The following is a 26,229-nucleotide window of genomic DNA, read 5'->3' as shown; positions in this document are numbered from 1 at the left end:
CGGCCACCTCGGATCGGGGCATTTCCCGGGGGCAAAACCGGACCGGACGGTCCTTTGGGTGCCGTTCCAATTGATCTCGTTGGCCTCGAACCGCGCCGGTAGAGCATGCCGTTCGCGCGCACCTCGTGGCTGGCCAGCCGCAGTTGGGTATAGCCCGAGGCCGAGGCATCGTCGCGCTCAATCATCAAGACCATGTAGACCTCGCTATCCTCGCCCAACAGGCCCATGGGGATCCCCTAGCGGAGCACCAAAAAGCGTAGGTGTGATGCGCGGTGCCGACCACGGCGTTGGGCCTGCCCATGACGCCCGAATAATAGCGCCAGGTGTCTATGAGCTCGCCCCTGACGTCGACTTTCTCGCGCTTGGCCGCCAATGCGATCACCGGCACGAGGCTGGCCAGCGCCGTCAATCTTGAAATTAGTCCCATCCCGTCTTCCTCAATAAAATGACGTGTGCGTCCAATGGAACGCATAAGAAACGAGTGCCGATCACAGGTCCAATCGCGTGTTCGGGGAGAGGGAAAAAGGGGGACGTGTGCAGACCTGTCGCAAGGGCGCCGTTCTCCTTCGGGCTATATCGGAATAGGCAGGTCTAGTGGTGAAATGTCCTCGCCAATCGGGCTAGTTGGTGGAATCAAGCGCAAGATCCATGTCGACCTTTGTATCGATGTAGACCCCATAAAGGGGATGATCGAATGCATGCATGATAAACATGCTGTCATTCCACGGCGCCGGTATATAGCGCTTCCATGACAGGCCATTGATCTGAGCGATCTTCTTAGCCGACTTCGATGCGTTGAAGTCTTTTATCGCGAGCAACTCTCCAACGTACTCGCAATGCAATTCGTTGTCAGGGCCAATGATATCGTCGAAATAGCAGTAGACGCGCGGTAGCATCTTTGCGGTTTCGGCATCAAAGATTTTGAACGCCGCCATTGTTGACGAATAATAATCCAAGTCGAACGATATGAACCCAACAGGCGCCAAACCCTCACGTTGACCGAACGGCTCGACCGTGTCAGCGACGTCTCCTATCACCAATTGGGCGGCTGTCAGTCTCGCCTTTAGCTTTGGAACGTCCATCTTGAATTGTTCCATCTTCCACGCGTAGGGCAGATCGCGGTAGTCGAGCGGCTTGGGCAACCCTTCCCCCACATCAAACCCGTAGACGTCCACACGCACGCCGACATCCTTGCCTATTTCAAGTGCCATCGCTTCAAGTGCCAGAAGCCCATTTCCCCCCGCGCAGCCAAACTCAATTACGCTGATCGCGTCGATACCAAGCGCTTTGGCCTGCATCGCTGCCCGGTGCACGCCATAGGCAAAATGGGGCCGAGGGTAGGCATCGAAGTTGATTTTTTCTTCGACTGGCGCAGTGGCATCGCGCATCAGCCGCCGTTGCTTGAAGCGTAGCGGGTCAAGCGCAAGCACGAGGTTTGCGCGCGCAACTCTAAGAGAATTCTTAAAAATCATCGTCTAAAGATTCCTTGAAACACTTGATTAGCGACTGAATTCTCGTCTCACCATCGCAGATGGCCAGACAAAGACTGTAAATTTCTAACTTGGTAAGTAGATGATCTTGGTTTTGCAAGGTTTTTTGCGGCCGCGCGACCAGAAGGTCGTACGGTAGCATGCGCCGTATTTGCGATCAGTGAGAAAAGGTTAGTGGTTGGTGGTCCATCCACTTTGGTTACCTTTCTCCATGCCTCTTTCCATTATGTCTAACGTCAGCACCTACCGGACAGATTTAGGTGTTTGAGGAACGGAGGATTTCTGGTTCATCGAAGCCATAATGGAGCGAAGATGAACAAGAGATCCGGAACATCCAAGGATGCTGCTGACAAGCTTGTTAGGGGTATCAAGCGTAAGACCCGCAAGCACTACTCGGCGGAGGAGAAGATCCGCATCGTGCTTGCCGGGATGCGGGGCGAAGAAAGCATAGCGGCCCTGTGCCGTCGTGAAGGGATCGCTGAGAGCCTTTATTACAGCTGGTCGAAGGAGTTTCTTGAGGCTGGGAAGAACCGGCTGGCGGGTGACACAGCCCGTCAGGCGACAGCTCCCGAGGTCAAGGAACTGCGCTCTGAGGCAGCCGCGCTGAAAGAAGTGGTCGCGGAGCTGACACTGGAGAACAGGCTGCTCAAAAAAAGCACGTTCGGGGATGGGGAGGACGACGCATGAGATACCCAGCCTCGGAGAAGCTCGAGATCATTCGGACAGTCGAAGCCTCGCATTTGCCGGTCAGGCGGACCCTGACCATGCTCGGCATTCCCAGCAGCACCTATTACCAGTGGTATGCGCGGTGGGCCGATGGCGGCGTTGACGCTTTGCGTGACACGTCCCCGCGGCCTCGGGCGGTGTGGAACCGCATCCCGGACGAGATCCGCGACGCCTTCGTTGAGTTCGCGCTGGATCATGAGGATCTGACGCCACGGGAATTGGCGGTCAAATACACCGATGAGAAACGGTATTTTGTATCTGAGTCCTCGGCATACCGCATTCTCAAGGCCCAGGACCTGATCACGGCTCCGGCCCATGTGGTGATCCGTGCCGCCGATGAGTTCCGGGACAAGACAACTCGGCCCAACGAACTCTGGCAAACCGACTTCACCTATCTCAAGGTCATCGGTTGGGGCTGGTTCTATCTCAGCACGATCCTCGACGATTACAGCCGCTACATCATCGCGTGGAAGCTCTGCACGACAATGAAGGCCGTGGATGTGACGGACACGCTGGATCTGGCGCTGGAGGCCTCGGGCTGTGCTCATGCGACAGTCGTTCACAAGCCCCGGCTGCTCAGCGACAACGGCTCGTCCTACGTTGCGGCCGACCTGGCCGACTACCTCGATACCAAAGGTATGGATCACGTCCGCGGAGCGCCGCACCACCCACAGACCCAGGGCAAGATCGAACGCTGGCACCAGACCATGAAGAACCGGGTTCTGCTGGAGAACTACTATCTGCCGGGGGATCTTGAACGCCAGATCGGCGACTTCGTCGGATACTACAACACTCGGCGATACCACGAGAGCCTGGATAACCTGACGCCGGCTGACGTCTACCACGGTCGGGGTCGGACGATCCTGAAAATGAGAGAGGAGATCAAGAAACAGACAATCCGAAAGCGCCGGTTGCAGCACAAAGCCGCGGTCGCCTAAACTCAAACAGAAACCGAACCAGAGCCTCCGTTACCAAAACAAACGACTTGTCCGAAAAACTCTGAAGACGGACACCCGAGGCCTCCAGCGCCAGATCCAGCGTGTCCGTCACATCCACGGCCTTCATTGTCGTGCAGAGCTTCCACGCGATGATGTAGCGGCTGTAATCGTCGAGGATCGTGCTGAGATAGAACCAGCCCCAACCGATGACCTTGAGATAGGTGAAGTCGGTTTGCCAGAGTTCGTTGGGCCGAGTTGTCTTGTCCCGGAACTCATCGGCGGCACGGATCACCACATGGGCCGGAGCCGTGATCAGGTCCTGGGCCTTGAGAATGCGGTATGCCGAGGACTCAGATACAAAATACCGTTTCTCATCGGTGTATTTGACCGCCAATTCCCGTGGCGTCAGATCCTCATGATCCAGCGCGAACTCAACGAAGGCGTCGCGGATCTCGTCCGGGATGCGGTTCCACACCGCCCGAGGCCGCGGGGACGTGTCACGCAAAGCGTCAACGCCGCCATCGGCCCACCGCGCATACCACTGGTAATAGGTGCTGCTGGGAATGCCGAGCATGGTCAGGGTCCGCCTGACCGGCAAATGCGAGGCTTCGACTGTCCGAATGATCTCGAGCTTCTCCGAGGCTGGGTATCTCATGCGTCGTCCTCCCCATCCCCGAACGTGCTTTTTTTGAGCAGCCTGTTCTCCAGTGTCAGCTCCGCGACCACTTCTTTCAGCGCGGCTGCCTCAGAGCGCAGTTCCTTGACCTCGGGAGCTGTCGCCTGACGGGCTGTGTCACCCGCCAGCCGGTTCTTCCCAGCCTCAAGAAACTCCTTCGACCAGCTGTAATAAAGGCTCTCAGCGATCCCTTCACGACGGCACAGGGCCGCTATGCTTTCTTCGCCCCGCATCCCGGCAAGCACGATGCGGATCTTCTCCTCCGCCGAGTAGTGCTTGCGGGTCTTACGCTTGATACCCCTAACAAGCTTGTCAGCAGCATCCTTGGATGTTCCGGATCTCTTGTTCATCTTCGCTCCATTATGGCTTCGATGAACCAGAAATCCTCCGTTCCTCAAACACCTAAATCTGTCCGGTAGGTGCTGACGTTAGACAAACTCGCCCCAACACGCATCTGATTGCGCGTTTATGGGTCGGTGTCCTAACCTTAAACGAGGACGCTTTCAAGGATCACAGCAACTCGTCTCTCGAGTGCACCTAAAGAAATTACTAGACAGAATCGTTTTGAGAAAGTTTTCTTCCGATACAACTTTTTCGTGTGTGGAGTTTTTTTTGGATTAGTTTTTTCGGGGGAAAGCATGAAGTTTCGCTCGCTTCTTTTGGCTTTTTTACTGAGTGGTTGCGCTGAGTTTATCCTAGAGCAACAAGTTCAAGGGGTTGAAGGAACTCACAGACAACTCGACGATTTTGACGACATGAAAATGCTTGCATGTCCTCGGACTTCTAAAAATTCACATAGTTGTTCGTTGTCCGGGGCCGTTCGTCTAGCATTCGATCAAGCTGATGCCTATGCCCGTGCTGCTAGGCAATCACAGAATATTCAGGATGTCTCGACTGGTGCACTAATAATTGCAGCTGGTGCCACGGTTTTGGGCGCTGTCGATGGCGTCTCGGACGAGACATTGGTTAGAAGGGCTACTGGGGCTGTGGCAGTTCAACAAGCTGGCTCAAGAGCGGTCCCAAAAACGGCGATACAGTCGTTGTATGAAGGCGCCTCTCGAATGAATTGTATAGCTCTTTCTGGATCACTTTACGAAGAAGTTGATCTTGAAGACTACAGCCCAGGTAGTTCAAGCAATGCGATACCCGTTCAATTTGCGTCCTTTGTAATGGTCCTCGCCATGCGAGAAGTTGAATATAGAACTTTGTATGGTACGACGCGCGAAGTTGCTAATTTTTCTGCTTTGGTGCAAGCGTTCTCAGCTGCGATAACAGATGTATCCGGTATTCCAGAAATCCCAGAAGAAGATGGGAATATTTCTGCGCAAAGTTCTGCAAGTGCTAGCGATACTGGGGGCGGCACCGTCTCAGTAATTGTACAGAATGCCGCTCTAGAACGCTTCTTCAAGGTAGTCGCTGGGTGTTTGAGTAGCGATGGAGTGGCCCCTGAAACAAAAGACGATTAGACAACTTGGCCTTAACGGGCGAAGTCCTTGTGTATGCAGCTTTGACGAGATCTAGTTTTTGGGCAGTTGCTAGCCACTCACAATCATTTCTTGAAAATGAGTATCTATTTTTTGAGCCGTCTGAAAATCCTGTTGAAACACTAGCGGATGTACGTCGTGCACTTCAATCGCATTAGTTCAAGTACTCTCACGTTTTTAATGCTATAGTTGTTGCCCATTTAGCTGGCTCAGTTAGGTGTCGTGATGCTGCAGCCGCAGCCCACGTAGCCGACATTCATTCACGCATTCACGGTTGCATACATAAGCAAGCCTTCGAGGCCTCAAGCAAAACCCATGAAAACTGCTTAGCTTCGTCCCATTGCTAGGGCGACTGCCCATAAATAGGCTTGAACTCACGGCTGAAGCGCGACGGGCTGAGGTAGCCTACATCCATCGCTGTTTCGTCGACCGTCATGCCTCAAGCAATCTTCATCGCGGCGTTGTTCAGGCGCATGCATTTCACGAGTGGGTAGCGCAGATCAAGCGGAGCAAAAAACTAATGGTTCTTACGGTCAGATTGTTGAGCACACAATCAAGAAAAAAGAGTTATGACTGTCAAAGTAAGCTCTGATCGTCCATTTGGAAGAGTTATTGAATGAGAAAGAGGATCGTCGCACTAATACTCTTCACGCGTGATGCACCCGGCGCCAAACTGATTGCTTAAATCCTTAAAGTAGAGTACATTGTTAACATTTTCAACGATAGGAGTTCTGTCATAAAAGTCGTTATCAAATTTTAATTACTGCAATTCTGGCGCTCTTCCTTGCGGTCGCACAGGCATTCTTTGGCGACGTTCAACAAGCGTTTGTCGGCGAGGTGATGCCTCTCAGATAAGTAATTTTCCCGTACCAGCATTGATGCGCGTGCCTAACCGATGTCCGGGAGTGCGTCTAAGTATACCGCGTCGAGGGCCAGCCTGACCTGCCATGTATTCTGCCCATATTTCTCCAATGCGCCACAGCACGCAGGAACTTGCCATGAAAAAGTGCCTCAAATTCCTTCATTTCTCAGCCGCCTTCGTATTCAGCGCCGCTGCACTGCCGTCCTCCGCACAGCCGCTATCCGAAGTTTCTACTGCCTGCACGGGCGGCGACCTCACTTGCCTCGATCAAGGCTGGTCGGAAGAACAAAGGCAATGGTGGTACACGGTCTCGCAAGGCTCGCGCCTGATTCCGCTCTCTTGGGCGCTGGCCTTGAAGACCGCTGACGGCACCTCAGCTATGTATGGCCCCGCCAACCTCGCGCGGCTCGGCTACCTTCCCAACCCAGCCTCTGTTGCCAACCCCGAGGGGCTGCCTGTGGGCTTCGTTGTCGATCATGATCCGCGGCGTACCGCCGACCTCATGTGCGACACTTTCCCCGAAACCTGCCGATCCCGGACGATGCGCGAGCCCTGGATCGGCCTCAACTGCTCGGCCTGCCATACGATGGAAATCACCTCGAACGGAACTCGCTTCCGCGTCGACGGCGGCCCCGCGCTAGCCGATTTCGACGCGCTGGTGAACGGCACCGAGGACGCCCTGCGTGCTACCGTAGCCGACGCCGCCCGTTTCCAGAGCTTCGCCACGGCCATTTCCGGTGGCCAAGCCGATGCCGAAACGCTCAGCTCGCTCCGCGATCAGCTCAATGAACAGCTCGACTGGATGGCCGCGCTGCGCGCCATCAACCACGGCGAGGTCATTGCCGGTCCTGCCCGCCTCGATGCGCAGGGCCACATCTTGACCAAGGTTTCCATGATCAACGGAGCCGCGAGCCCGGCGGACGATTTCGCCTCTGATGCACCCGCCAGCTACCCGTTCATCTGGAACACCCACCAGCAAACCCTGCTCCAGTGGAACGGAATTGCCCCCTCGATCCTTAAGCTTCCGCTCTTCGGACGGACCACGGATTTCGGCGCGCTGGTCCGCAACGTCTCCGAGGTCATCGGTGTCTTCGCCCACATTGAAGCCAACCGTGGCTATGCTGGGCTTGGCTATGACAGCAGCACGCGGCTAACCGAGATGGTCGGACTGGAGCGCCTGCTCTCGCGCCTGCAATCCCCAGTCTGGCCCGAAGATATTCTCGGCGCGATCGACCCGGTTCTGGAGGCGGAAGGCCACGTGCTGTTCGAAGCCAACTGCCGCCGCTGCCACGCGCATCTTGAACCCGATGACCTACGCACGCCCGCTGGCGACCAGATGACCAATCTTCTCGAATCCGGCACCGATATATTCTTGGCCTGCAACACCTACCTGCGCACTACGGCGTCTGGCAACATGGAAGGCCAGCGCACCCTTGGCTTCTTTGGCGACAAGATCGACGAGGTCGATGCAACGCGAAAAATGCTCATTAACGCTTCGGTCGGCTCGATCATCGGTAAGGCGGACGAACTGGTCTCGGCGCTGTTTTCTGACATCGAGCCCGAGCGCGGTACCATCATTATGGACACGCCTGCCGGAGAGGTTCTCCCCGGCGTGGTCGACCCAGTGAAAAAAGAGCGTGCTCGCCAGTGCCTTACCGCGTCCGATCCGCTTCTGGCCTACAAGGCCCGCCCGCTTAACGGCATCTGGGCCAACGGCTCGGTGCCAACGCTCTACGATCTCCTCCTACCCGCGCGTGCGCGCAATTTCGCTGCCGCCGAAAGTGACGGCTCCGGCCCGTTCCGCCCCGAAACCTTCGGCGTTGGCTCGCGCGAGTTCGACCCCGTCAACGTTGGCTTCACGAGTGGCGGTGCGCCCTGGACGTTCCGCGTTCGTGACGACGACGGCAATATCATCCCCGGCAATTCCAACGCCGGGCATGATTATGGCAATGCGGCGTTCACCGACTCCGAGCGCCGTGCAATCGTTGAATATCTGAAAGGACTTTGACCGTTCCAAATTACGGAGAACGGAGAAAACTTGGAGGGAACAGTGATTTATCTCGCTCGCACCGTGGCGTTGGGTGCCGTCCTCGCAACCCTTGCCCTCCCGGCGCTCGCGCAAACCCGCGACATTGTCTGGGAAAAACGTGTAGTTAATCGAGACCAGGCACAACTTGCGCAGCAAGACTTTCTCCTGACGCTTTACAACACGGGACGCCTGCCGTTTCGCGAAGTTCCGATGGACGGTCATACGACACCCGAAGAGGTGATGCGCGCGAACGGCGCATGGGTCGGCCCGATGACCGAACAGATCGCGACCCTTCTATGCCAATTGAACGAAGCCAGGTGCGATCTTGTGCCATCGGACTCGAACCGGAACAAGGATGTGCAAAGCGTTGCTGGTGTCTTCGCCAAGCCGGAACGCTGGACCGTGAGACCCACCGATACGATCACGATACCCGATGTGCGGATCATCCAGATCTCCCGCCCTGAACCGGCACAACCCAACGCAACCGTCGAGGTGCCGGATTTCAGGATCGAGCGAATCTGCCTGACCGATTCGCTTTGCTTTGACGATTACGTCACCGACCCCGACGAACCTCTCGGACGCTTGCGCGACATTGTCGTGGCAACCCGCGAGTCGAACAAGGCGCCTTTTCCTCTCCGACTCGTGCCGCACCTCGCCGCCAGGGTTAACGTGTCCGAGCGCCCGATCGAAGACTACGAAAGGCTACGCGCTACGAGCCCGACCAACCACGATTTCTCCGACACGGCGTTCCAGAAGTTCAACCAACGGCTGTCGAAAGACCTCATCGCGCCAATCGAACTGCAGTTCGAATCCAATCACGGTGCCGGTCTCTTCGCCAGTTTCGCGCAAGAACCGCTTGCTACACATCAGCAGATCATTCTCGACTCGTTCTGCAACGTCGCCGTCCACGGTAAATGCCCGGAGATTGAAATCAACGCGATCCTCCCCTTCGTTATCGGCGTCATCGACCAGACACCCGAGATACATTGCGACTTTGGCGACAACATCCGCGTCCTCAATCTGAGCATCGTCGATGGCGACGGCGATGGCGCGGCCCAGGGCGCGACCACTGATTGCGACGACGACGTGCGGCATCCGGACCTCGTCCAACGAAAGCACCACGGCACGCACGTGCTGGGCCTCCTCGCCGCAAAGCAGAACGCCCGTGGCGTCGGTGGGCTGTTGGGCGACGTGCCGAACTTCTCCTACGTGGTCATCCCGTTCGACGAGGCGACCGACCTTCAGGGCGATCCGAACTTCCCGGTGCATCTGGCGGATTCAATTCGTCGCGCGGTGATCGAAGGCGTGCGGATCTTCAACTTTAGCTCGTCGTATCGCGTTGTCGACGAGGCCGAGAAGGATCCGGTTCTGGAAGTGATCGAAAGTCTCGCCGATCACATCCTCTTCGTCGCAGCCGCCGGCAAGCACGGTGTGAATGCCGAGAAGGGCACCTGCCCCGCCAAACCGGCCTGCTACGCCCGCTCGTTGCCGAATGTCATTGCGGTCGTCGGGCTGGAAGGCGCACTTGAAAGCGTCGAGCTTCTGAAGCAGAAGGACGACCCCGACAAGTTTCTCACCAACTACGGCGCCAGCACCTTTGCAGTCGGCGCGCCCGCGCGCAACATCGTCTCAACCATCGAAAAAGGCGCCTTCGGCGCGATGACCGGTACTTCGCAAGCCGCCCCGCAGGTCACCGCCGCCGCCGCGCTCTTGATGCAACGCGGCAACCTTTCCCCGACGAAAACACGCGAACGGCTGATTTATTCCTCCCGGCTGTCGACCGACGCGGTCGAGCAGCTTCAGGGCGGCGCGCTCGATGCCAGCGCGGCATTGTTGGAAGAGGACTGGATGCAGCTGGACAACGGTTGCGTGCTGTCGGGCGACGTCCGGAACTTCAAGAAGCATGTGGATCAGCAGTGGAAAGACGCGGATTTCAAGTTGAAACTGCTGTCGAACGATGCCGTTCTCACTCGCCCGATCGGGGACATTCGCCGCCTTCACTGGAAAGATGACGAAGGTATTTTCTTCTATGCCAACGGCGACGGGTTCGGGCGCGCGCACGCTAGTTTCGACGACAACCCAGAAATCTATCGCATCCATATCGACGTGAAATCCTTCTCGGACGCCTGCAACGGCGAATTCGACGACAGCGTTCACAAGGTGCAGCTTTCCCGCCTCGTGGACTTCATCGCGAGCGCAAGATGACCCTTCGCACCTCCTGCACGGCGGCGATCGTCGCGGCCTTGCTTGCCGGGGACGGCTCAGCCCAATCGCATCGCGGCGGCGTGGTCAGCAGCTTGAACGTCGAGTTTGACCCGCCCGGTATCGTCGCCGGGGACCGCAACCTTGCCTGGGTTGCTGGCATCCCGGCCCCCGTGCAGGCCGCAGTCGGAGCCGAGCCAGAGATGAACCTGCGCCTGACCATCAGCGCTCTGCCCGACACCCGAGATTTTGTCATCGAGATCACCAACGCTTTTGGCACCGTCTTTGAGACCATTCGCGGCGAAGATCTGACTGTTGGCGAGGTCTACTGGACCCTGACCGTGCCTGCGAACTTTGCAGAGGTCAGCGTCTACGGCGTCGACGCCCTCGACGGCCTCGCATTCGAGATCGACCGTGTCGCCTTTCCCGTACCCGGAGGCGCGCTGGAGTCGATCTTCGGCGACAACGACCTGATCGGCGTTGACAACTATGACGGCGATCACGCTGATGTCGTCGCCAGCGTCGAGAGCGCGGTCGGTCGCCTGACGTTCTTCGTCGACGACATCGCACGTGACTATTGCACCGCCTTCCGCGTCGGCCCCGACCTCCTCCAGACCAGCCGCCACTGCATTCGCGACGATGCCACGTGCGACGGCGCCAAAATATTGTTTGGCTACAAGAAAAACGCCTTCAACGCGACGCTGCGCGGACAGGAGGTGGCGTGCGCGGAGGTCATCGCAGCCGAAGACGAAAGCGCCGCAGACACCGTATTGCTGCGCGTCGTACCCTCGCCGGATGACGAATACGCAACAGTCTCCTTCCGGGATTCCGACCCCGATTCTGAGGAACCGCTGTTCATCGTCCAGCACCCCGGCGGCGCAACCAAGCAGGTGTCAATCGTCGGCTGCGGACGTGAGGATGACGTCATCACCGGGGCCGAACCCCACGCTTTCGGTCACACCTGCGACACCAAGGGTGGCTCTTCCGGCTCGCCAGTGTTCAGCCTCGAGGGTCTCGTCGTTGGGCAGCAGCGCGCAGGCCACGGCAACCCCGATATCACCGACAAGCTTAACCTCGCCACCTTAGGCACGCTTCTGACCGGTGTCGACGCGCCCGAAGCCGCCGAGCCGGTTTTCGCTCCGGCAACTTCCACCAACCACGAGACATCGACCGACAACGCCACTCCGCTGCCACTGCCGACCGCATCCGAAAGTGCCACCGCGAACGAAAGTGACGGCAACGCGGGCGACCCGACAATCGTTTCGCCGGGCTCGAGTGGTGGCGGCGTCGCACCGGACACAAGCAATTGACACAATCTATCAGCCCAAGGAAGGAGAACTCCATGTTTTTAAAACGGATTTCAACATTGCTAGCTCTGGCTTTCATCGCTGCCGCCGTTCACGCGCAGGATGGGCCAATCTCCGCCACGAACCCCGACGCGGGCGTGGACCTCGGTGGCGATGATGGCTTTTGGAACCGCGAAACGCTGGGAGACGCCGAGGATCAGGAGCTCCCGATCCCCGAAGAGGGCTTTGAGAGCGTCGCACTTGGCGACGTGCATGACGATATAGACCAGGACACTGACAACGGTCGCTACGCCACAGAAGACGCCCAAATCGAGGCCGATCTCGGCAACGAGATCGTCCGGCCGCGCGGCTTTGACGAAACCGAACCCTTTGTGCAAGAGGCGGTCGGCTCGTTGGGCGCGTACTTCTCCAGTTCGCGCCTTGTGCCCGAAGACGCCCGCCTGCACTACCCATATCGTGTGAATGGCAAGATCTTCTTCACGAAACCGGGCATCGGCAATTTCATCTGCTCCGGCACAGTCATCAAGCCGCGGCTTGTGCTGACCGCCGGACACTGCGTCCACAAGGGATCTGACGGAGGCGACGGGTTCTACACCAATATCATCTTCGTGCCCGCCTACCATCGCGGCAACGCGCCCTATCAGCAATGGACCTACACTTGGGTCGCCACCACCGCCGCATGGTCAACCTCCAACGGCAGCGTTCCAAACTCGGGCGATTTGGCGATTATCGAGGTCGCAGACCGCGAGTTCGATGGCGAGATGAAGCGGATCGGCGATGTCGTCGGCTGGGCGGGCTACCGCACCGGAGCCCTCAGCCCGAACCATACTAAGAAAATCGGCTATCCAGGCAACCACGACCGCGGCGAAGTCATGCACCAGGTCGACAGCGCCTGGCACGAAGATGCCTCGCAGAACACCGTCCTCTATGGCTCCGACATGCGAGGCGGCTCGTCCGGCGGCGGCTGGTTTGAGAATTTCGGCGTGAAAGCTGAGGGCCAGACCGGCGCGGAATTCGACAGTCCCAACCGGCTTGTTGGTGTTACCTCTTACGGCTTCACCGACGAAGACCCAAAGGTCCAGGGCAGCTCTCGGCTAGGGCAAGAATTCGTGGATCTGGTCAACCTCGGGTGCAACAGACAGATGGGCAACTGCTAGGCCACGGCGGCTCGTCGGCGGGCCAGGCCGCCGTCTTGCCCCGACAGAAACAACTCGCCCGTACTGGCACCTTCGACCGTGCTACCTCAACCGCTTCGCCGCGCCGTACGGACACTCCTGCACCCCGTGCAGGCTCCACAAGTTTTCGCTTAGAGCGGGTGCGCGGTGCTTAAACAGCGTGCTCGTTGCGCCCAGTTCGACTGTCTGCAGTAAGCGGCGCCTCACCCTTTATTTTTCCACAATATCCGCCGCTTGCTGACGTAGACGCTTTGCAGGTAGATGTGACCGACTGAGCCGCCCTCGAAGAGGTCTTCGCCGAGATCAAAGAAGCGGGAGGGAAGGACATCCTTGTCGCAAGCGCCGCTATCGTAAAGACCAACGCCATTCTCGATTTCGATCCGGAAGACTGGCGTCGTATTATTGATGTGAACCTGACAGGTGCGTTCCACTGCTGTCAGCTCGCCGGCCGCCAGATGCTGGAAAAAGGCTGGGGTCGCATCATCACGGTGAGTTCGGTCAATGGCCAAATCGCGAACACAGGACGAGGAGCCTATTCCTGCACCAAGGGCGGAGTCGGCATGTTGACACGCTTGTTGGCTACGGAGTTGGGCGACAAGGGCATTACTGCAAACGCAGTTGCTCCAGTGCCGGTGGATACCCCCATGGTTTTACAAGTTCATGGTCCGAAGGACCGCGCGGCTTGGGAAGCGCAGATTCCAGCGAAGCGCTACGCGAAGCCCGAGGAAGTCGCATCTGCGATCAAGTTTCTGGCGTCAGATGATGCGGGCTATATCAATGGTCACATCCTGAATGTAGACGGGGGCTTTATGGCATCTGGCGTTTTGATCCGCTGATTTCATGGTGAACACGTCGAAGATCGCCTAGAAGTCTGACAAAGGCTCAGGGTCAGAGATCAGTTGAAGCGTTTTCTAAAGACCGCTGTCGGCGTCTCAGACACGGTTACCAAACCTTGACGAAGGTCTGGAAAACCGCAGCTCAGACCTTCAGGCAGAACGCAGCGAACTTCCGCTTCCCGCCCAACCTACCATTTTTGACGGCAAGATCCCTGCATTTCCGACTGGACTTCCCCTGGCAACAGAGCGGTACTGCCTTCACCGACGCGCTCAAGTCGCCCGCGTCATGATCTCCGCCCGGACCTCCGGGCTCTGCCCGGTAGCAGGAGCAACACGCTCCTGTAGCTAAGCGAAAGGAGACAATGATGACCGCACCGCAATCCCAAAAGCCGAAGAAGACAACCACAGGCAAATTCCGAACGACGAAAAAGGCGCAGCTGATCGTGATGCTGCAAACCAAGACTGGGTCCGACATTGCGGCGATCAGCAAGAAGATGGGCTGGCAGACCCATACAACGCGCGCCGCGCTCACTGGCCTGCGCAAGGCGGGCTACCAGATCGCGGCAACGAAGTCGGACGACGGCAAGCCGACGCGCTATCGCATCGCCGCGGAGCCTGAAGCCAGACTACATAACTCCGGTTCCGCAGAGGCCGCATATGCCGGGTAAGCCACACCCGGAGCGAGACGGCGCCAAAGCACGTTGGGAGGAGATCTTCGGTTCTCCTCCTCCGCTGTATCTCTCGGTGTCCTTCATGGAGAAGGCGGTGGCGTATGAGGCGCAGTGCCGTCGCCACGGCGGGTTGTCCGCGGCGACGCGCAAGACTCTGGCACGTATTGCTTGCGGTCAACCGGTAGCAGAGGCCTCGCGGCGCAATCTCAAGCCCGGGGCTCATCTTGTCCGGGAATGGAACGGCCGGAGCTACCAGGTCGAGGTGACCGACACCGGCTATCGCCTCGACAGACGCAGGTGGTCATCGCTTACAGCGATCGCGAAACACATCACCGGAACGAACTGGTCCGGACCGCGCTTCTTCGGTCTCAATCGCCGGGAAGGGGGTGGGGCGTGAAGAAGATCCGCTGCGCCGTCTACACCCGCAAGAGTTCCGAGGACGGACTGGAGCAGGAGTTCAACTCCCTTCATGCCCAGAGGGATGCCTGCAGCGCCTACATCACAAGCCAGAAGCACGAGGGCTGGGTGATGTTAACCGACGCCTACGATGATGGCGGCCTCTCAGGTGGCTCGCTCGAGCGTCCGGCGCTGCAGCGCCTGATGGAGCATGTGCAGGAGGGGAGGGTGGATCAGGTCGTCTACAAGATCGATCGGCTCACCCGGTCGTTGGCGGACTTCGCGAAGATCGTCGATGTGCTGGATGACGCCGGTGCTTCTTTCGTCTCGGTCACCCAGTCGTTTAACACTGCCACCAGCATGGGGCGGCTGACGCTGAACATGCTCCTGTCCTTCGCCCAGTTCGAACGCGAGGTGACGGCGGAGCGGATCCGGGACAAGATCGCGGCATCAAAACGCAAGGGGCTCTGGATGGGCGGGCAGGTTCCCATGGGGTACGACCCCGATGGCCGGACGCTGAAGATCAACGAGGCCGAAGCCGCTACGATCAGAACGCTCTACGACCTTTACGAGCGGCTTGGCACCGTCCGTGCCGTCAAGGCTGAGGCGGACCGGCTGGGTCTCACGAGCCGACGACGGACGACGACCTCCGGCCAGGTGACCGGGGGCAATCCCTTCGACCGGGGGCACATCCATCACATATTGACCAACCCGATCTATGCCGGACGGATCCGGCACCGCGACAAGGTCTTTGAAGGCGCTCATCCTGCCATCATCGAACCGGACCGCTGGGACAAGGTGCAGGATCAGCTTCAGGCAGGAGCCGCCCGCAGTCGTGGATCTTCAACGGCCAGGCGCAAGAGCCTGCTTTGTGGCAAGCTCTTCGACGAGACCGGGGACAGGCTCACACCCTCGCATTCGAAGACAAAGCGAGGCGTGCGTCTGCGGTACTACATCTCGCATCGGCTGGTCGCGCAGGCAGGACAGGCTCACAGCGGTGCCTGGCGTCTCGCCGCGGAAGACCTGGAAAGGAAGGTCGCCAAACTCATCCAGATGATGCTGGTCGAACATGGTTTCGCGGCGAAGCTTGTTCAGGGCGCCTCCGCCGATGCCATCGGTCGGCATGCCGCAAAGCTGGCCGCTCATGCTGTCGATGCAGATCCCGCGAAGCTTCTCGGCCTGGTGGGCCGGATCGACATCATGCCCGGGCGGCTTGGCCTGCGGCTTGAGCCGGCGGCGCTGTCAAATTTGATCGACATTGCACCGGACGATCTCGATCAAACCTACCTCAGTACAAGCTTTCCTTTCCAGCTTCGCAAGCGCGGTGTGGAAACAAAGATCATCCTCAACGATGTCCCGTCAGGGACTGATGACACTCTGATCCGCAATATTGCCAAGGCGCATGCTTGGTTCGAGCGGATCAAGGCGGGCGAGACGGTCTCCGAGATCGCCGCCAGCGAAGGCACTTCTAAACGCCGCATCCAGCAACTGGTCGGCCTTGCGTTCCTCGCGCCCGACATCGTTCGCGATGTCCTCGAAGGCCGGCAACCCATCGGCTTCACATCCGAGTGGTGCCTGCGGCATGACCTGCCCTCGGACTGGACCGAGCAGCGCCAGCTTCTGGCGACTCTCTGATCGCTCTCTTCTCAACCTCGTATGGCGAAAACGGCGACCTGAGACTTTGCCGTATTTGCCGGCCATTTGAGCGGTACATTCCGGTCTCCGGGAACGCCCTTGTCTCGCAAGCCTTTGAAACCACGGCAGAATGCAGAGCCTGCCTTGCATGGTCTGGATTGCGGGAAGTGCGTGGCTGGGGTGGTAGGATTCGAACCTACGATACACGGTACCAAAAACCGATGCCTTACCGCTTGGCTACACCCCAACAGTGCCGCGCTAATTACTCTGCTCTTTGGCGCGGTTCAAGGCCCGAGATGAAAATATTTGACCGATCGGCCGTGAACGCGCGACCGCGCGGAATCACTCGAGAATTTCACCAGGTCCCACACCCCACAATGCCGACTTCTCTGCCCAGCCGCGATAGCCTCCTGCCATCAGGCGGCACCAATCGACCGCGCATTCGTCGATCCGTGCGACGACGCCCATCTCAAGTTGCGCTACCACCATGGCGTTCGGATAGGGCTTGGAAAAGAGGTTCACCATATCGTCTTCGACGATCACGGTTCGGGTCCCCGATAGAAGCGAGTAGTGCACCCAGCCGCCCTGGCCGTCGCGGTCGCGCACCCGGCGCCAATGGCCATGCTCTGCGGTGATTTCCAGCGGCAGGTCGCGGCGCTTGAAAACCCAGTCGATACGATGCGTCAGGCTGGGACCCCGGCGCACGTTGCCTTCGGCGGCTTTCATTGAGACAAAGCGCGGAAGGGGCAGGTTGGTGACAGGCCCGCGTTCCTCTTCCTGAGCAAGGGCGGGCAGGCCCAGCGCCGCGATCAAGGCGGCACCTATACAGGCGGAAATCCGTTTCATTATACTTACTGCTCACTCATCTGACCCGGGGTTCTTGTGCCCCGAGGCGTCCTGCGTCACTGTACAGAAGAAAGCGCAGTATGGAAGACGGGGGAGACGCTTCATGGCATCTGGTCGACTGAGTGTTGTCGTAACGCGACGCCTGCCGGAGATCGTCGAACGACGCATGCAGGAATTGTTCGACGTCACGTTGCGCGAGGACGACACGCCGATGAGCCGTGAGGCCTTGGCCGAAGCGCTCAAGACAGCCGATGTCCTAGTGCCGACGCTGAGCGACCATATTGACGGCGGTTTGATCGGGCAGGCGGGTGCAAACCTGAAGCTGATTGCGAATTACGGCGCGGGGGTGGATCACATCGACGTGCACACCGCCCGGCAGCGCGGGATTCTGGTGTCGAACACGCCCGGTGTGCTGACCGACGACACCGCCGATATGACGATGGCGCTGATCCTGAGCGTGACCCGGCGAATCCCCGAAGGTCTGTCCTTGATGCAAAACGAGGATTGGCCCGGCTGGTCGCCCACGGCGATGCTGGGCGGGCGAATTGCCGGGCGGCGCCTGGGCATTCTGGGTATGGGGCGGATCGGGCAAGCGGTGGCGCGAAGGGCCGCAGCGTTTGGCATGCAGGTGCATTACCACAACCGGCACAGGTTGCGGGAAGAGATCGAGCATGAGCTTGGCGCGACTTACTGGGAAAGCCTTGACCAGATGGTGGCGCGGATGGACGTGCTGAGCGTCAACTGCCCGCACACGCCGTCGACCTTTCACCTGATGAATGCGCGGCGGTTGAAATTGATGAAGTCCGACGCGGTGCTGGTGAACACCAGCCGGGGCGAAGTGGTGGATGAGAACGCCCTGACGCGGATGCTGCGCGCGGGAGAGATCGCGGGTGCTGGGCTGGACGTGTATGAGAATGCGGGCGCCATAAATCCGCGTCTTCGCGATCTAAAGAATGTCGTCCTGCTGCCTCATATGGGATCCGCGACCGTCGAAGGGCGGTTGGAGATGGGCGAGAAGGTTCTCTTGAACATCAAGACCTTCGATGACGGACACCGTCCGCCGGACCAGGTTGTGCCCTCGATGCTGTAACCGCCGGCTTGGGCGGAAAACGCCGGATTTTTGCAATGCGTCTCTTACTTGCCAGCCTGACTTTGTGTTTTGTCCCGTTCACGGCCGGGATGGCTGCGGCCCAGCAGGCCGCCGATGCGGTGCAGCCCGAAGGCGCAGGCGCGGGCACGGTCATCACATCAGAGGCGGTGGCTGCGGCGCTGGAGGCGAAAGCTGCGGGGCGTCCGGTCGAGGCACAAGACTGGATGGTGGCGGCGGCCAATCCCCTGGCGGTCGAAGCCGGCGCGCGGGTTCTGCGCGAGGGCGGCACGGCGGCTGATGCGCTGGTGGCGGTGCAACTGGTACTTGGGCTGGTGGAGCCGCAAAGCTCGGGCCTGGGCGGCGGGGCGTTCCTCGTATGGTATGATGCGCAAAGCGGGGAATTGACCACCTTGGATGGGCGAGAGACCGCGCCTATGGCCGCCACACCCACGCTGTTCCAGGACGCGGCAGGCCAGCCGTTGTCGTTTTACGACGCGGTCGTGGGCGGCCGGTCGGTGGGTGTGCCCGGCACGCCCGCTCTGTTGGCGGAGGCGCATGCCAAGTGGGGACGCAACGCGTGGGACAGCCTGTTTACGGAGGCGATTGCGCTGGCGGAGGACGGGTTCGAAGTGTCGCCGCGCCTGGCCGCGATGGTGGCACAGGACGCGATCCGGCTTTTCGGTACCGAGGCCACGAGAGACTACTTTTTCCCTGGCGGCGCGCGTTTGCTGGCCGGTGCGATCCTGAGGAACCCGGACTATGCCGAGACGCTGCGCCTTTTTTCCGCAGAAGGTTCCGCGCCCTTTTATACGGGCGACATCGCGGCCGACATCGTCGCGGCGGTCAAGGGAGCTGATGGCAATCCGGGGGTGATGGAAGAAGTCGACCTTGCGATCTACAGCGTGCAGCAGCGCGAGGCGGTCTGCGCGCCTTACAGGGGGTTTGATGTCTGCGGGATGGGCCCGCCTTCTTCTGGCGGATTGACCGTGGGACAGATCCTTGGGCTGCTCGCGCCGTTCGACATGGGCGCAATGCGACCCGATAGCATAGAGGCGTGGCGGTTGATCGGAGATGCAAGCCGGTTGGCCTTTGCGGACCGGGGCCGATACATGGCGGACAGCGATTATGTACCGGTGCCGGTCAAGGGCCTGCTGGATCAGGGCTATCTGAAGAAACGTGGCCGGCTTCTGGACGGGGACGCGGCCCTGCAGGAGGTCGCACCCGGCATGCCCGAGTTCGACCATGCGCTCGACCTTGCGGACGATTCGTCAATCGAGCTTCCCTCGACGTCGCATATCTCGATTGTGGACCGCTTCGGGAATGTCGCCTCGATGACCACGACGATCGAGAACGCATTCGGGTCACGGCTGATGGTGCGGGGGTTCTTGCTGAACAACGAATTGACCGATTTCTCGTTCGTCAGCCACGAGAACGGGCGGCCCGTGGCAAATGTCGTGGCGCCGGGCAAGCGGCCCCGGTCGTCGATGGCGCCAACCATCGTGATGCAGGATGGCGTGCCGGTGCTGGCCGTCGGAAGCCCCGGGGGCAGTCGTATCATTGGGTATGTCGCCAAGACCATCGTCGCCTACCTGGACTGGGGCATGGATGTGCAGACGGCGGTTGCCCTGCCGCACTTGGTCAACAGGTTCGGCACATACGATGTAGAGGTCGGGACCGCGGCGTTGGACCTGTTGCCGGGCCTTGAGGCACTGGGGTTCGATGTGGCGCCGCAGGCGCTTGTGTCGGGCCTGCACGCAATCTCCATCGGTGAGACGTTGCAGGGTGGCGCCGACCCTCGACGCGAGGGGATCGCCTTGGGCGAGTAGCGTCTGCGCCGGGAAATCGCCCCGCAGCCATCCAAATCCTGCCCGAATTTGATGGCATTGCCACTGCGAAAGTTTTTGCGGAGCAGGTCATGTTCAACGTTTATTCCATAGGTTTCGCCCTGACGGCCGGAACGATCCTTGCTGGCGTCGATTATTACGACCAATCAAACAAGGCGGGCCTGTCGCTGGGGCAGATGAGCCCGGGCGCCTATATCGAGACCATTCCGAACAGGTTCAACTCCGCCAAGGAAGAGAAACTTGCCGAGCAGGCGGAGCGCGAGCGCAAGAGCCGCTGGCGTCAAGGCGGTTTGGTCTATTTGCCCGAGGCCCCCGAAGGATGGGAACGGCGTGCCTTGCTGGAAGGGGATGACAGCGCAATCCTGCCGGCCGAGGCCATGCTTGAAGGGTCGATGAGCACGTCCGCCGGCAAGGGGTTTCTTCAGCAGATGGAAGCCCGTGACCACGTCAAGCAGCTGAAGGAACGGGCGACGCGGTCGTGGGTCTATCAGCGTGGCACGGAAACCGTGTTCGTCGAAGTCCGGCTGGTCGAACGGCCCAGCTCGAATTCGCTGTTCGGAATTGTGGCCAGTGCGATGGATGGCACCATGATGAATGCCTTCGACCGCAACGTGGGATACGGCGTGACCGGCGGTTTCGGCCTGACCGAGAAGCTGGGGCATGATGGCAATCGTCCCTATCATTTCCGCTATCTGGAAGGGTCGATCGGGTTCGGCCACGAGGTGCACCTGCGTGTCCACGCCAACGCATCTCGCGAAGCGACGCAAGAAATCCTGAGCCGGATCGACTATGACGGTCTGAACGACCTGCTGCCGCGTCCGGTGCCCAGTGTCGGTAATGATGTCAGCTTGCCCGACGGCATCGATCCAGTGGCGCTGAGCATGGAATTGCGCCGTCTGAAATCTGAGTTCCTGAGCCTGCGGGCCTTGGAGGCACAGTACAAAATCGAGAATATCGATACCGGCGCCATGGTTCTGAGTGCTTATTCGATGCGCCTTGGCGGGTTGGGGGGTGACGTGGACATCACCGGCGGCAAGGTCACCGACCTGAGCGGGCTTATCGACCTTGGCTATTACAGGGGACGTGAGGCCGTGATGGCGGGCAAGTCAGCCGAGGAAGTGCAGGCCGAAGTCAAGCAGATGGTCGACACCGTGATGATGGTGGCCGATGCCGAGACCGCCGCCGCCGCCGCCCGTGCCGCCAACGCGCCCGAGCCTGAAATGTCGCCCGAGTTGCAGGCAGAACTTGCCGCTCTGAGCGGTGCGAGCGCCACGCAAAGCGGGCTTCGAGCTCCAACCGGCGGCGTCGGGTCGGCTCTGTCTCTGGATATAAAGGCGACCAAGGCCGCCGGGTACAAGCCGATCTCGCAGAAAGCAAATGTGATGCGTGCCAAAATCGTGTCCGGCTCGCTTGAAATGTCCGACGATCAGGTTGCGCAGAGCTTCGAGGAACAGGTCATTCAATTTGCCGAAAGGTACGACGTGCCAACGTCCAGTTGCGAGTTCAAAGTATCGACTGCAAGAATCGAGTGTAGCGAGAAATTGTCCGAGAAGGGCATGGCTCAGATAGGTGCCGAGAATCGCGCCCGAGACATGGATGCGTCGGCCAGTGGCCAAATTCTGATGCAGGTCGACGAGGAGCAAAGCGACCGCGATGCCGGCATGATCTTTTCCAAGGCCATCGACCTTGTCGAGTTCGAGTCCTTCCGCGCGGCCCGCAATGCCACGGACGCGGAAATGGAGATGGGCATGGCCATCGCCGCCGTGGGCTTCGAGCGCAAGCATGACCTGCCGCAGGGCAGTTGCAGCTTCGACATGGGTGCGCTGCGGCTGGAATGCGACACGTCCAAGGGTGTGCAACCCAACGGTCTGCTGTCCAAGCTGATCAACCAGGTCACCGGCGGCGAAGAGGTGACAACGCTGACACCTCAACCAACGGAACCGGCGGCCAAGCCCAAGCGGCTTGAACTTTCCAACGGCGGCTCCCGTTCGGGTCAACGCTGCGTCGGCAGCTTCTGCGACTAGACCAGCCCTGTTTTAACGAAACCTGAACGCAGCGTGCCCCAGTATGGGTGCGGTGCGTCGTTTTTGTTCGGTGACATGTCGGATGGACCCGCCGCATGTTTACAGGCGTGATACAACGCACGCCAGCATGCCTGCCAAGGGAGTCGGATGTCATGAAAACACAAGTCAAAGCCTTGATCGTTGGCGGCGGTGCCGTCGGGACCTCGATCGCCTATCATCTGGCCCGCGCAGGCTGGGAAGACGTGATGCTGATCGAGCGTGACGAGCTGACCTCCGGCTCGACCTGGCACGCCGCGGGCCTCTTGCCCTATTTCAACATGTCCTATGCGACAACGCATATTCATGACTACTCGATCAAGTTCTACAAGACGCTGGAAGAAGAGACCGGGCTGAACGCCGGTTTTTCGGTGGTGGGCAACCTGCGCATGGCCCAGAGCAAAGAGCGTATGGATGAATATATGCTTTACGCCTCGACCGCCGAGACTTGTGGCGTGCCGTATGAGTGGATGACGCCCGCGCAGATCAAGGATCGCTGGCCGCTGGTCAACACCGACGATCTGGAAGGCGCGATCTATCACCCGACGGACGGCTACATCAATCCCGCCGACGTGACCATGGCGATGGCCAAGGGCGCCCGTCAGCGCGGCGTGATCATCGAGCGCAAGTGGCAGGCCGACGGCTTTGAATGGAAGGGCGATCACTGGGACGTGACGCTGACCAAGATGGTCGAGAAGGGTGGCAACCTTGTACCCTCCGAAGAGCAGATTGTCGTGTCGGCTGAACACGTTGTGACCGCCAGCGGCAACCACGCGCAACGCACCGCGCGGATGCTGGGCATCAAGATGCCGGCGATCCCGGTGGAGCACCAGTTCATCGTCACCGAGCCGGATGCCGAGCTGGTCAAGTACCGCCAGGACGGCGGCGAGGAGCACCCGGTTCTGCGCGACGCCGACGCCAAGTGGTACGTCCGCGAAGAGCGTGGCGGCTGGATCCTTGGCCCCTACGAGCTGAACGCGCCGGCGCGTTTTGAATACTCGGTGCCGGACACGTTCCGCGCCGACCTCTTCCCGCTGGATCTGGAGCGGATCGAGGAAGAATACATGTCGATGATCCACCGGATCCCTTCGACGGAAACCGTTGGTTTGAAAGACGATTACAACGGTCCGATCTGCTATACGCCCGATGGCAACCCGCTGGTCGGGCCGGCACCGGGATTGCGCAACATGTGGCTGGCCGAGGGCTTCAGCTTTGGCATCACGGCAGCTGGTGGCACGGGCTATTACCTGGCGCAGCTGATGGTCGAGGGCGAGGCCGAGATCGACATGGCGAGCCTCGATCCCAAGCGGTATTCCAGCAATTGGATGACGACCGAGTTCGCCGCGCGCAAGAACGAGGAAGCCTACGAGCACGTCTATATCCTGCACCACCCCGACGAGGAGCGGCCCGCCTGCCGCCCGCTGCGCACGGCCCCGGCCTATGACCGGCAGAAGGCGCGTGGCGCGCAGTTCGGCTTCGTCAACGGCTGGGAAAGACCCAACTATTTCGGGCCCTTGGATGCCGATGACAATTTCGATCACGACGCGCGGTCGTTCCGCCGCGGCGGTTGGTGGGAGCATACCAAGGCCGAAGCAGAAGCCGTTCGCAATGGCGTGGGTCTGATCGATGCGACGGCGTTCACCAAGCACGTGGTGAAGGGACCCGGGGCGACGGCTTTCCTGGACTGGTTCACCTGCAACAAGCTGCCCAAGGTGGGCCGCATCAACCTGACCTATGCGCTGACCGACCATGGCACGACGCGCACGGAATACACCATCGTCCGGACCGGTGAGAACGCATATTATTGTGTCTCCGCAGGGGCTTGGACGGAATACGACGCCGATTACCTGCGCAAGGCCGCCGAGGAGAAGGCCGAGGAGTTCGGATATATCGAGATCCAGGACGTGACCAGCCAGTGGGGTGTCTTCGCCATCGCGGGGCCGAAGTCGCGGGATGTGCTGAACGAGGTCATCAAGGACGCCGATCCGGCTACGGCATTGAGCAATAAGCGTTTTCCGTGGCTGTCGTGCCGCGAGATCGAGCTGGGCATGTGCCCGGTCAAGGCGATCCGCGTGGCCTATACCGGTGAGTTGGGCTGGGAGTTGCATCACCCGATGGAGATGCAGAACTACCTGTTCGATCTGCTGGAGAAAGCAGGCGAAAAGCACGGGATGAAACTGGTCGGCGCCCGGGCGCAGAACTGGCTGCGGCAGGAGAAATCCTATCGTGCCTTCGGCAACGAGCTGGGCCGCGACGCGACCCCGCTGGAGGCCGATCTGCCGCGCTTTGTCGATCTGGATAAAGACTTCCACGGCAAGGATAAATTGCAGGAAACGGGTGTCCGGTCGAAATGCTGCACGCTGCTGATCGACGGGCCGGAGGATGCCGATCCGTGGGGCCGCGAGGTGCTTTACACCGAGGATGGCACCCGGGTCGGGCGACTGACCTCGGGTGGGTATTCGGTGCATTTCGGACAGTCGATCGGGATGGGCTATGTCACGCCCGATCTGGCGGTGGAAGGCACCAAGCTGAAGGTCAAGATGTTCGACAAGCTGTGGGACGCAACCGTGACCTGCGACAGCCCCTATGACCCGAAAAACGAGACCATCCGCAAGGATGGGTGAGGGGTGCGCGACTCGAGGTGTTAACGCCTGAAACCCGGGTCGGTATCACGTCGGTATTTCAGTGGTAACGCGTCGGTGCCTTGCGCACCGGCGCGTTTCTTAATGGAGCGTCCCAAACGCGGTTAAAAATGTGTTACGACTCTGGGGAAAACCAGGCTTCGGGAGGATACCATGACAAGCCGAACAACCAGCGGGCGCGGGCGCCGCTATGACAGCGTTCTGGACACGGTGGGCGACACGCCCGTCATCCGCGTGAACCGCATCGCGCCCAAGGGCGTGACCGTCTACGTCAAGGCCGAGGCGTTCAACCCGGCGGCGTCGGTCAAGGACCGGCTGGCGCTGAACATAATCGAGGCCGCCGAAGCCGATGGCAGCCTGACACCGGGGCAGACGGTGGTCGAGGCCACGTCGGGCAATACCGGCATCGGGCTGGCGATGGTTTGCGCGGCCAAGGGCTATCCACTGGTGGTGACGATGGCCGAGAGTTTCTCGGTCGAGCGGCGCAAGCTGATGCGGATGCTGGGGGCGAAGGTGGTGCTGACCCCGAAGGCGCTGAAAGGGTTCGGGATGTACACCAAGGCCAAGGAACTGGCCGAGGAAAACGGCTGGTTCCTGGCGAGCCAGTTCGAGACGGCGGCCAATGCCGATATCCACGAGGCCACCACGGCACGCGAGATCCTTGGGGATTTCGAGGGGGAACGGCTGGATTACTGGGTGACGGGCTATGGCACGGGCGGCACGGTGACGGGGGTGGCGCGTGTGCTGCGCAAAGAGCGGCCCGATACGAAGATCATCCTCAGCGAGCCGGCCAATGCGGCGATCATCTCTTCGGGTTACGTGAACACCCGCAACGACCAGCACCAGCCGACGGAAAGTCACCCGAATTTCGAGCCGCATCCGATCCAGGGCTGGACGCCGGATTTCATTCCCTACGTGATCCAGGAGGCGATCGACAACAATTACTATGACGAATTGATCCCGGTTGCCGGGGCCGATGGTGTGACATGGGCCAAGCGGCTGGCGGCGGAAGAGGGGATATTTACCGGCATTTCCGGCGGGGCGAGTTTCGCCGTGGGGATGCAGGTGGCCGAGACCGCGCCAGAGGGGTCGGTGATCCTGGTAATGCTGCCCGATACCGGCGAGCGTTACCTGTCGACGCCGCTGTTCGAAGGCATGCCGGAGGAGATGACCGAGGAAGAGGCGGAGATTTCACGCTCGACGCCGTCGGCGCAGATGGAAAGCTGACGTGAAATGACCCCCGCGCACAGGAGGCGTACGCGGGGGTCGGTATGAAGCACCGGTCGGATCGGGGGAAGACCCCTGTCAGGGGGCCTCGAT

Annotated in this window: 18 protein-coding genes, 1 tRNA gene and 1 pseudogene; 15 read left to right on the top strand and 5 right to left on the bottom strand. The window is 59.8% G+C overall.

The window, feature by feature from the left end; all coding sequences use genetic code 11:
* Positions 1-620 precede the first annotated feature (620 nt).
* Positions 621-1,472, bottom strand: a complete 852-nt coding sequence (locus FIU86_RS13695; RefSeq protein ID WP_152475587.1) for a hypothetical protein — start codon at positions 1,470-1,472, stop codon at positions 621-623.
* 330 nt (positions 1,473-1,802) lie between these two features.
* On the opposite strand from FIU86_RS13695, the gene FIU86_RS13690 reads away from it, so the two are divergent.
* Positions 1,803-3,154 (top strand): IS3 family transposase gene (locus FIU86_RS13690; RefSeq protein ID WP_152473331.1). Its coding sequence is split into 2 segments (ribosomal slippage): positions 1,803-2,139 and positions 2,139-3,154, totalling 1,353 coding nucleotides; the frame shifts between segments, so codons are not numbered across the junction.
* Between the two features lie 73 nt (positions 3,155-3,227).
* On the opposite strand, the pseudogene FIU86_RS13685 reads toward FIU86_RS13690, so the two are convergent.
* Positions 3,228-4,180, bottom strand: a pseudogene (locus FIU86_RS13685) (DDE-type integrase/transposase/recombinase); the annotation flags it as partial.
* A 288-nt stretch (positions 4,181-4,468) separates the two neighbouring features.
* Between FIU86_RS13685 and FIU86_RS13680 the strand changes: the two are divergent.
* Entirely contained in the window at positions 4,469-5,296 is an 828-nt protein-coding gene (locus tag FIU86_RS13680) for a hypothetical protein (protein WP_152475586.1), read from the top strand.
* A 361-nt stretch (positions 5,297-5,657) separates the two neighbouring features.
* Here FIU86_RS13680 and FIU86_RS22840 read toward each other — a convergent pair whose 3' ends face one another.
* Positions 5,658-5,750, bottom strand: a complete 93-nt coding sequence (locus FIU86_RS22840; protein ID WP_302848750.1) for an AraC family transcriptional regulator — start codon at positions 5,748-5,750, stop codon at positions 5,658-5,660.
* Between the two features lie 562 nt (positions 5,751-6,312).
* Between FIU86_RS22840 and FIU86_RS13670 the strand changes: the two genes are divergently transcribed.
* The 8 genes from FIU86_RS13670 to FIU86_RS13635 all read left to right on the top strand — a co-directional run bounded on the left by FIU86_RS13670 (position 6,313) and on the right by FIU86_RS13635 (position 16,427).
* Entirely contained in the window at positions 6,313-8,184 is a 1,872-nt protein-coding gene (locus FIU86_RS13670; RefSeq protein WP_152475585.1) for a di-heme-cytochrome C peroxidase, read from the top strand.
* Between the two features lie 42 nt (positions 8,185-8,226).
* Positions 8,227-10,410 (top strand): S8 family serine peptidase, encoded by a 2,184-nt coding sequence (locus FIU86_RS13665; protein ID WP_152475584.1) that lies wholly within the window; start codon positions 8,227-8,229, stop codon positions 10,408-10,410.
* Positions 10,407-11,717 (top strand): serine protease, encoded by a 1,311-nt coding sequence (locus FIU86_RS13660; RefSeq protein WP_152475583.1) that lies wholly within the window; start codon positions 10,407-10,409, stop codon positions 11,715-11,717. Before FIU86_RS13665 ends, FIU86_RS13660 begins: the two co-directional genes overlap by 4 nt.
* Positions 11,718-11,749: 32 nt before the next feature.
* Positions 11,750-12,871 carry a serine protease gene (locus FIU86_RS13655; RefSeq protein WP_152475582.1) on the top strand — a complete coding sequence of 374 codons (1,122 nt, stop codon included), beginning with the start codon at positions 11,750-11,752 and terminating at the stop codon, positions 12,869-12,871.
* A 320-nt stretch (positions 12,872-13,191) separates the two neighbouring features.
* Entirely contained in the window at positions 13,192-13,725 is a 534-nt protein-coding gene (locus tag FIU86_RS13650) for an SDR family NAD(P)-dependent oxidoreductase (protein ID WP_152475581.1), read from the top strand.
* 365 nt (positions 13,726-14,090) lie between these two features.
* The gene (locus tag FIU86_RS13645) at positions 14,091-14,393 is read left to right on the top strand and encodes a DUF3489 domain-containing protein (protein ID WP_254703842.1); all 303 of its coding nucleotides are present in this window, start codon (positions 14,091-14,093) and stop codon (positions 14,391-14,393) included.
* Complete coding sequence (locus FIU86_RS13640; RefSeq protein WP_152475579.1) at positions 14,383-14,793, top strand: DUF2924 domain-containing protein; 411 nt, start codon at positions 14,383-14,385, stop codon at positions 14,791-14,793. The genes FIU86_RS13645 and FIU86_RS13640 overlap by 11 nt, the downstream gene beginning before the upstream one ends.
* Positions 14,790-16,427 carry a recombinase family protein gene (locus FIU86_RS13635; protein WP_152475578.1) on the top strand — a complete coding sequence of 546 codons (1,638 nt, stop codon included), beginning with the start codon at positions 14,790-14,792 and terminating at the stop codon, positions 16,425-16,427. The genes FIU86_RS13640 and FIU86_RS13635 overlap by 4 nt, the downstream gene beginning before the upstream one ends.
* A gap of 172 nt (positions 16,428-16,599) precedes the next feature.
* Here FIU86_RS13635 and FIU86_RS13630 read toward each other — a convergent pair.
* Positions 16,600-16,674, bottom strand: a tRNA-Gln gene (locus FIU86_RS13630).
* 95 nt (positions 16,675-16,769) lie between these two features.
* Positions 16,770-17,273, bottom strand: coding sequence for an SH3 domain-containing protein (locus FIU86_RS13625; protein WP_152475577.1), 504 nt, complete (start codon positions 17,271-17,273; stop codon positions 16,770-16,772).
* 103 nt (positions 17,274-17,376) lie between these two features.
* Here FIU86_RS13625 and FIU86_RS13620 point away from each other — a divergent pair, with 103 nt between their 5' ends.
* The 5 genes from FIU86_RS13620 (at position 17,377) to cysK (ending at position 26,136) form a co-directional block, all read left to right on the top strand.
* Entirely contained in the window at positions 17,377-18,363 is a 987-nt protein-coding gene (locus tag FIU86_RS13620; RefSeq protein WP_152475576.1) for a D-glycerate dehydrogenase, read from the top strand.
* Positions 18,364-18,398: 35 nt separating this feature from the next.
* A complete protein-coding gene (ggt, locus tag FIU86_RS13615) occupies positions 18,399-20,189 on the top strand; it encodes a gamma-glutamyltransferase (protein WP_152475575.1) in 1,791 nt (596 codons plus the stop codon).
* Between the two features lie 89 nt (positions 20,190-20,278).
* Positions 20,279-22,231, top strand: coding sequence for a hypothetical protein (locus FIU86_RS13610; RefSeq protein WP_152475574.1), 1,953 nt, complete (start codon positions 20,279-20,281; stop codon positions 22,229-22,231).
* 152 nt (positions 22,232-22,383) lie between these two features.
* Complete coding sequence (locus FIU86_RS13605) at positions 22,384-24,891, top strand: FAD-dependent oxidoreductase (RefSeq protein ID WP_152475573.1); 2,508 nt, start codon at positions 22,384-22,386, stop codon at positions 24,889-24,891.
* Between the two features lie 171 nt (positions 24,892-25,062).
* Positions 25,063-26,136, top strand: a complete 1,074-nt coding sequence (cysK, locus tag FIU86_RS13600) for a cysteine synthase A (protein WP_152475572.1) — start codon at positions 25,063-25,065, stop codon at positions 26,134-26,136.
* Positions 26,137-26,229 lie beyond the last annotated feature (93 nt).

Source organism: Roseovarius sp. THAF9 (assembly GCF_009363715.1).
In the GTDB taxonomy this organism is placed as follows: Bacteria; Pseudomonadota; Alphaproteobacteria; order Rhodobacterales; family Rhodobacteraceae; genus Roseovarius.
This window is presented reverse-complemented; position numbering and strand designations above follow the sequence as displayed.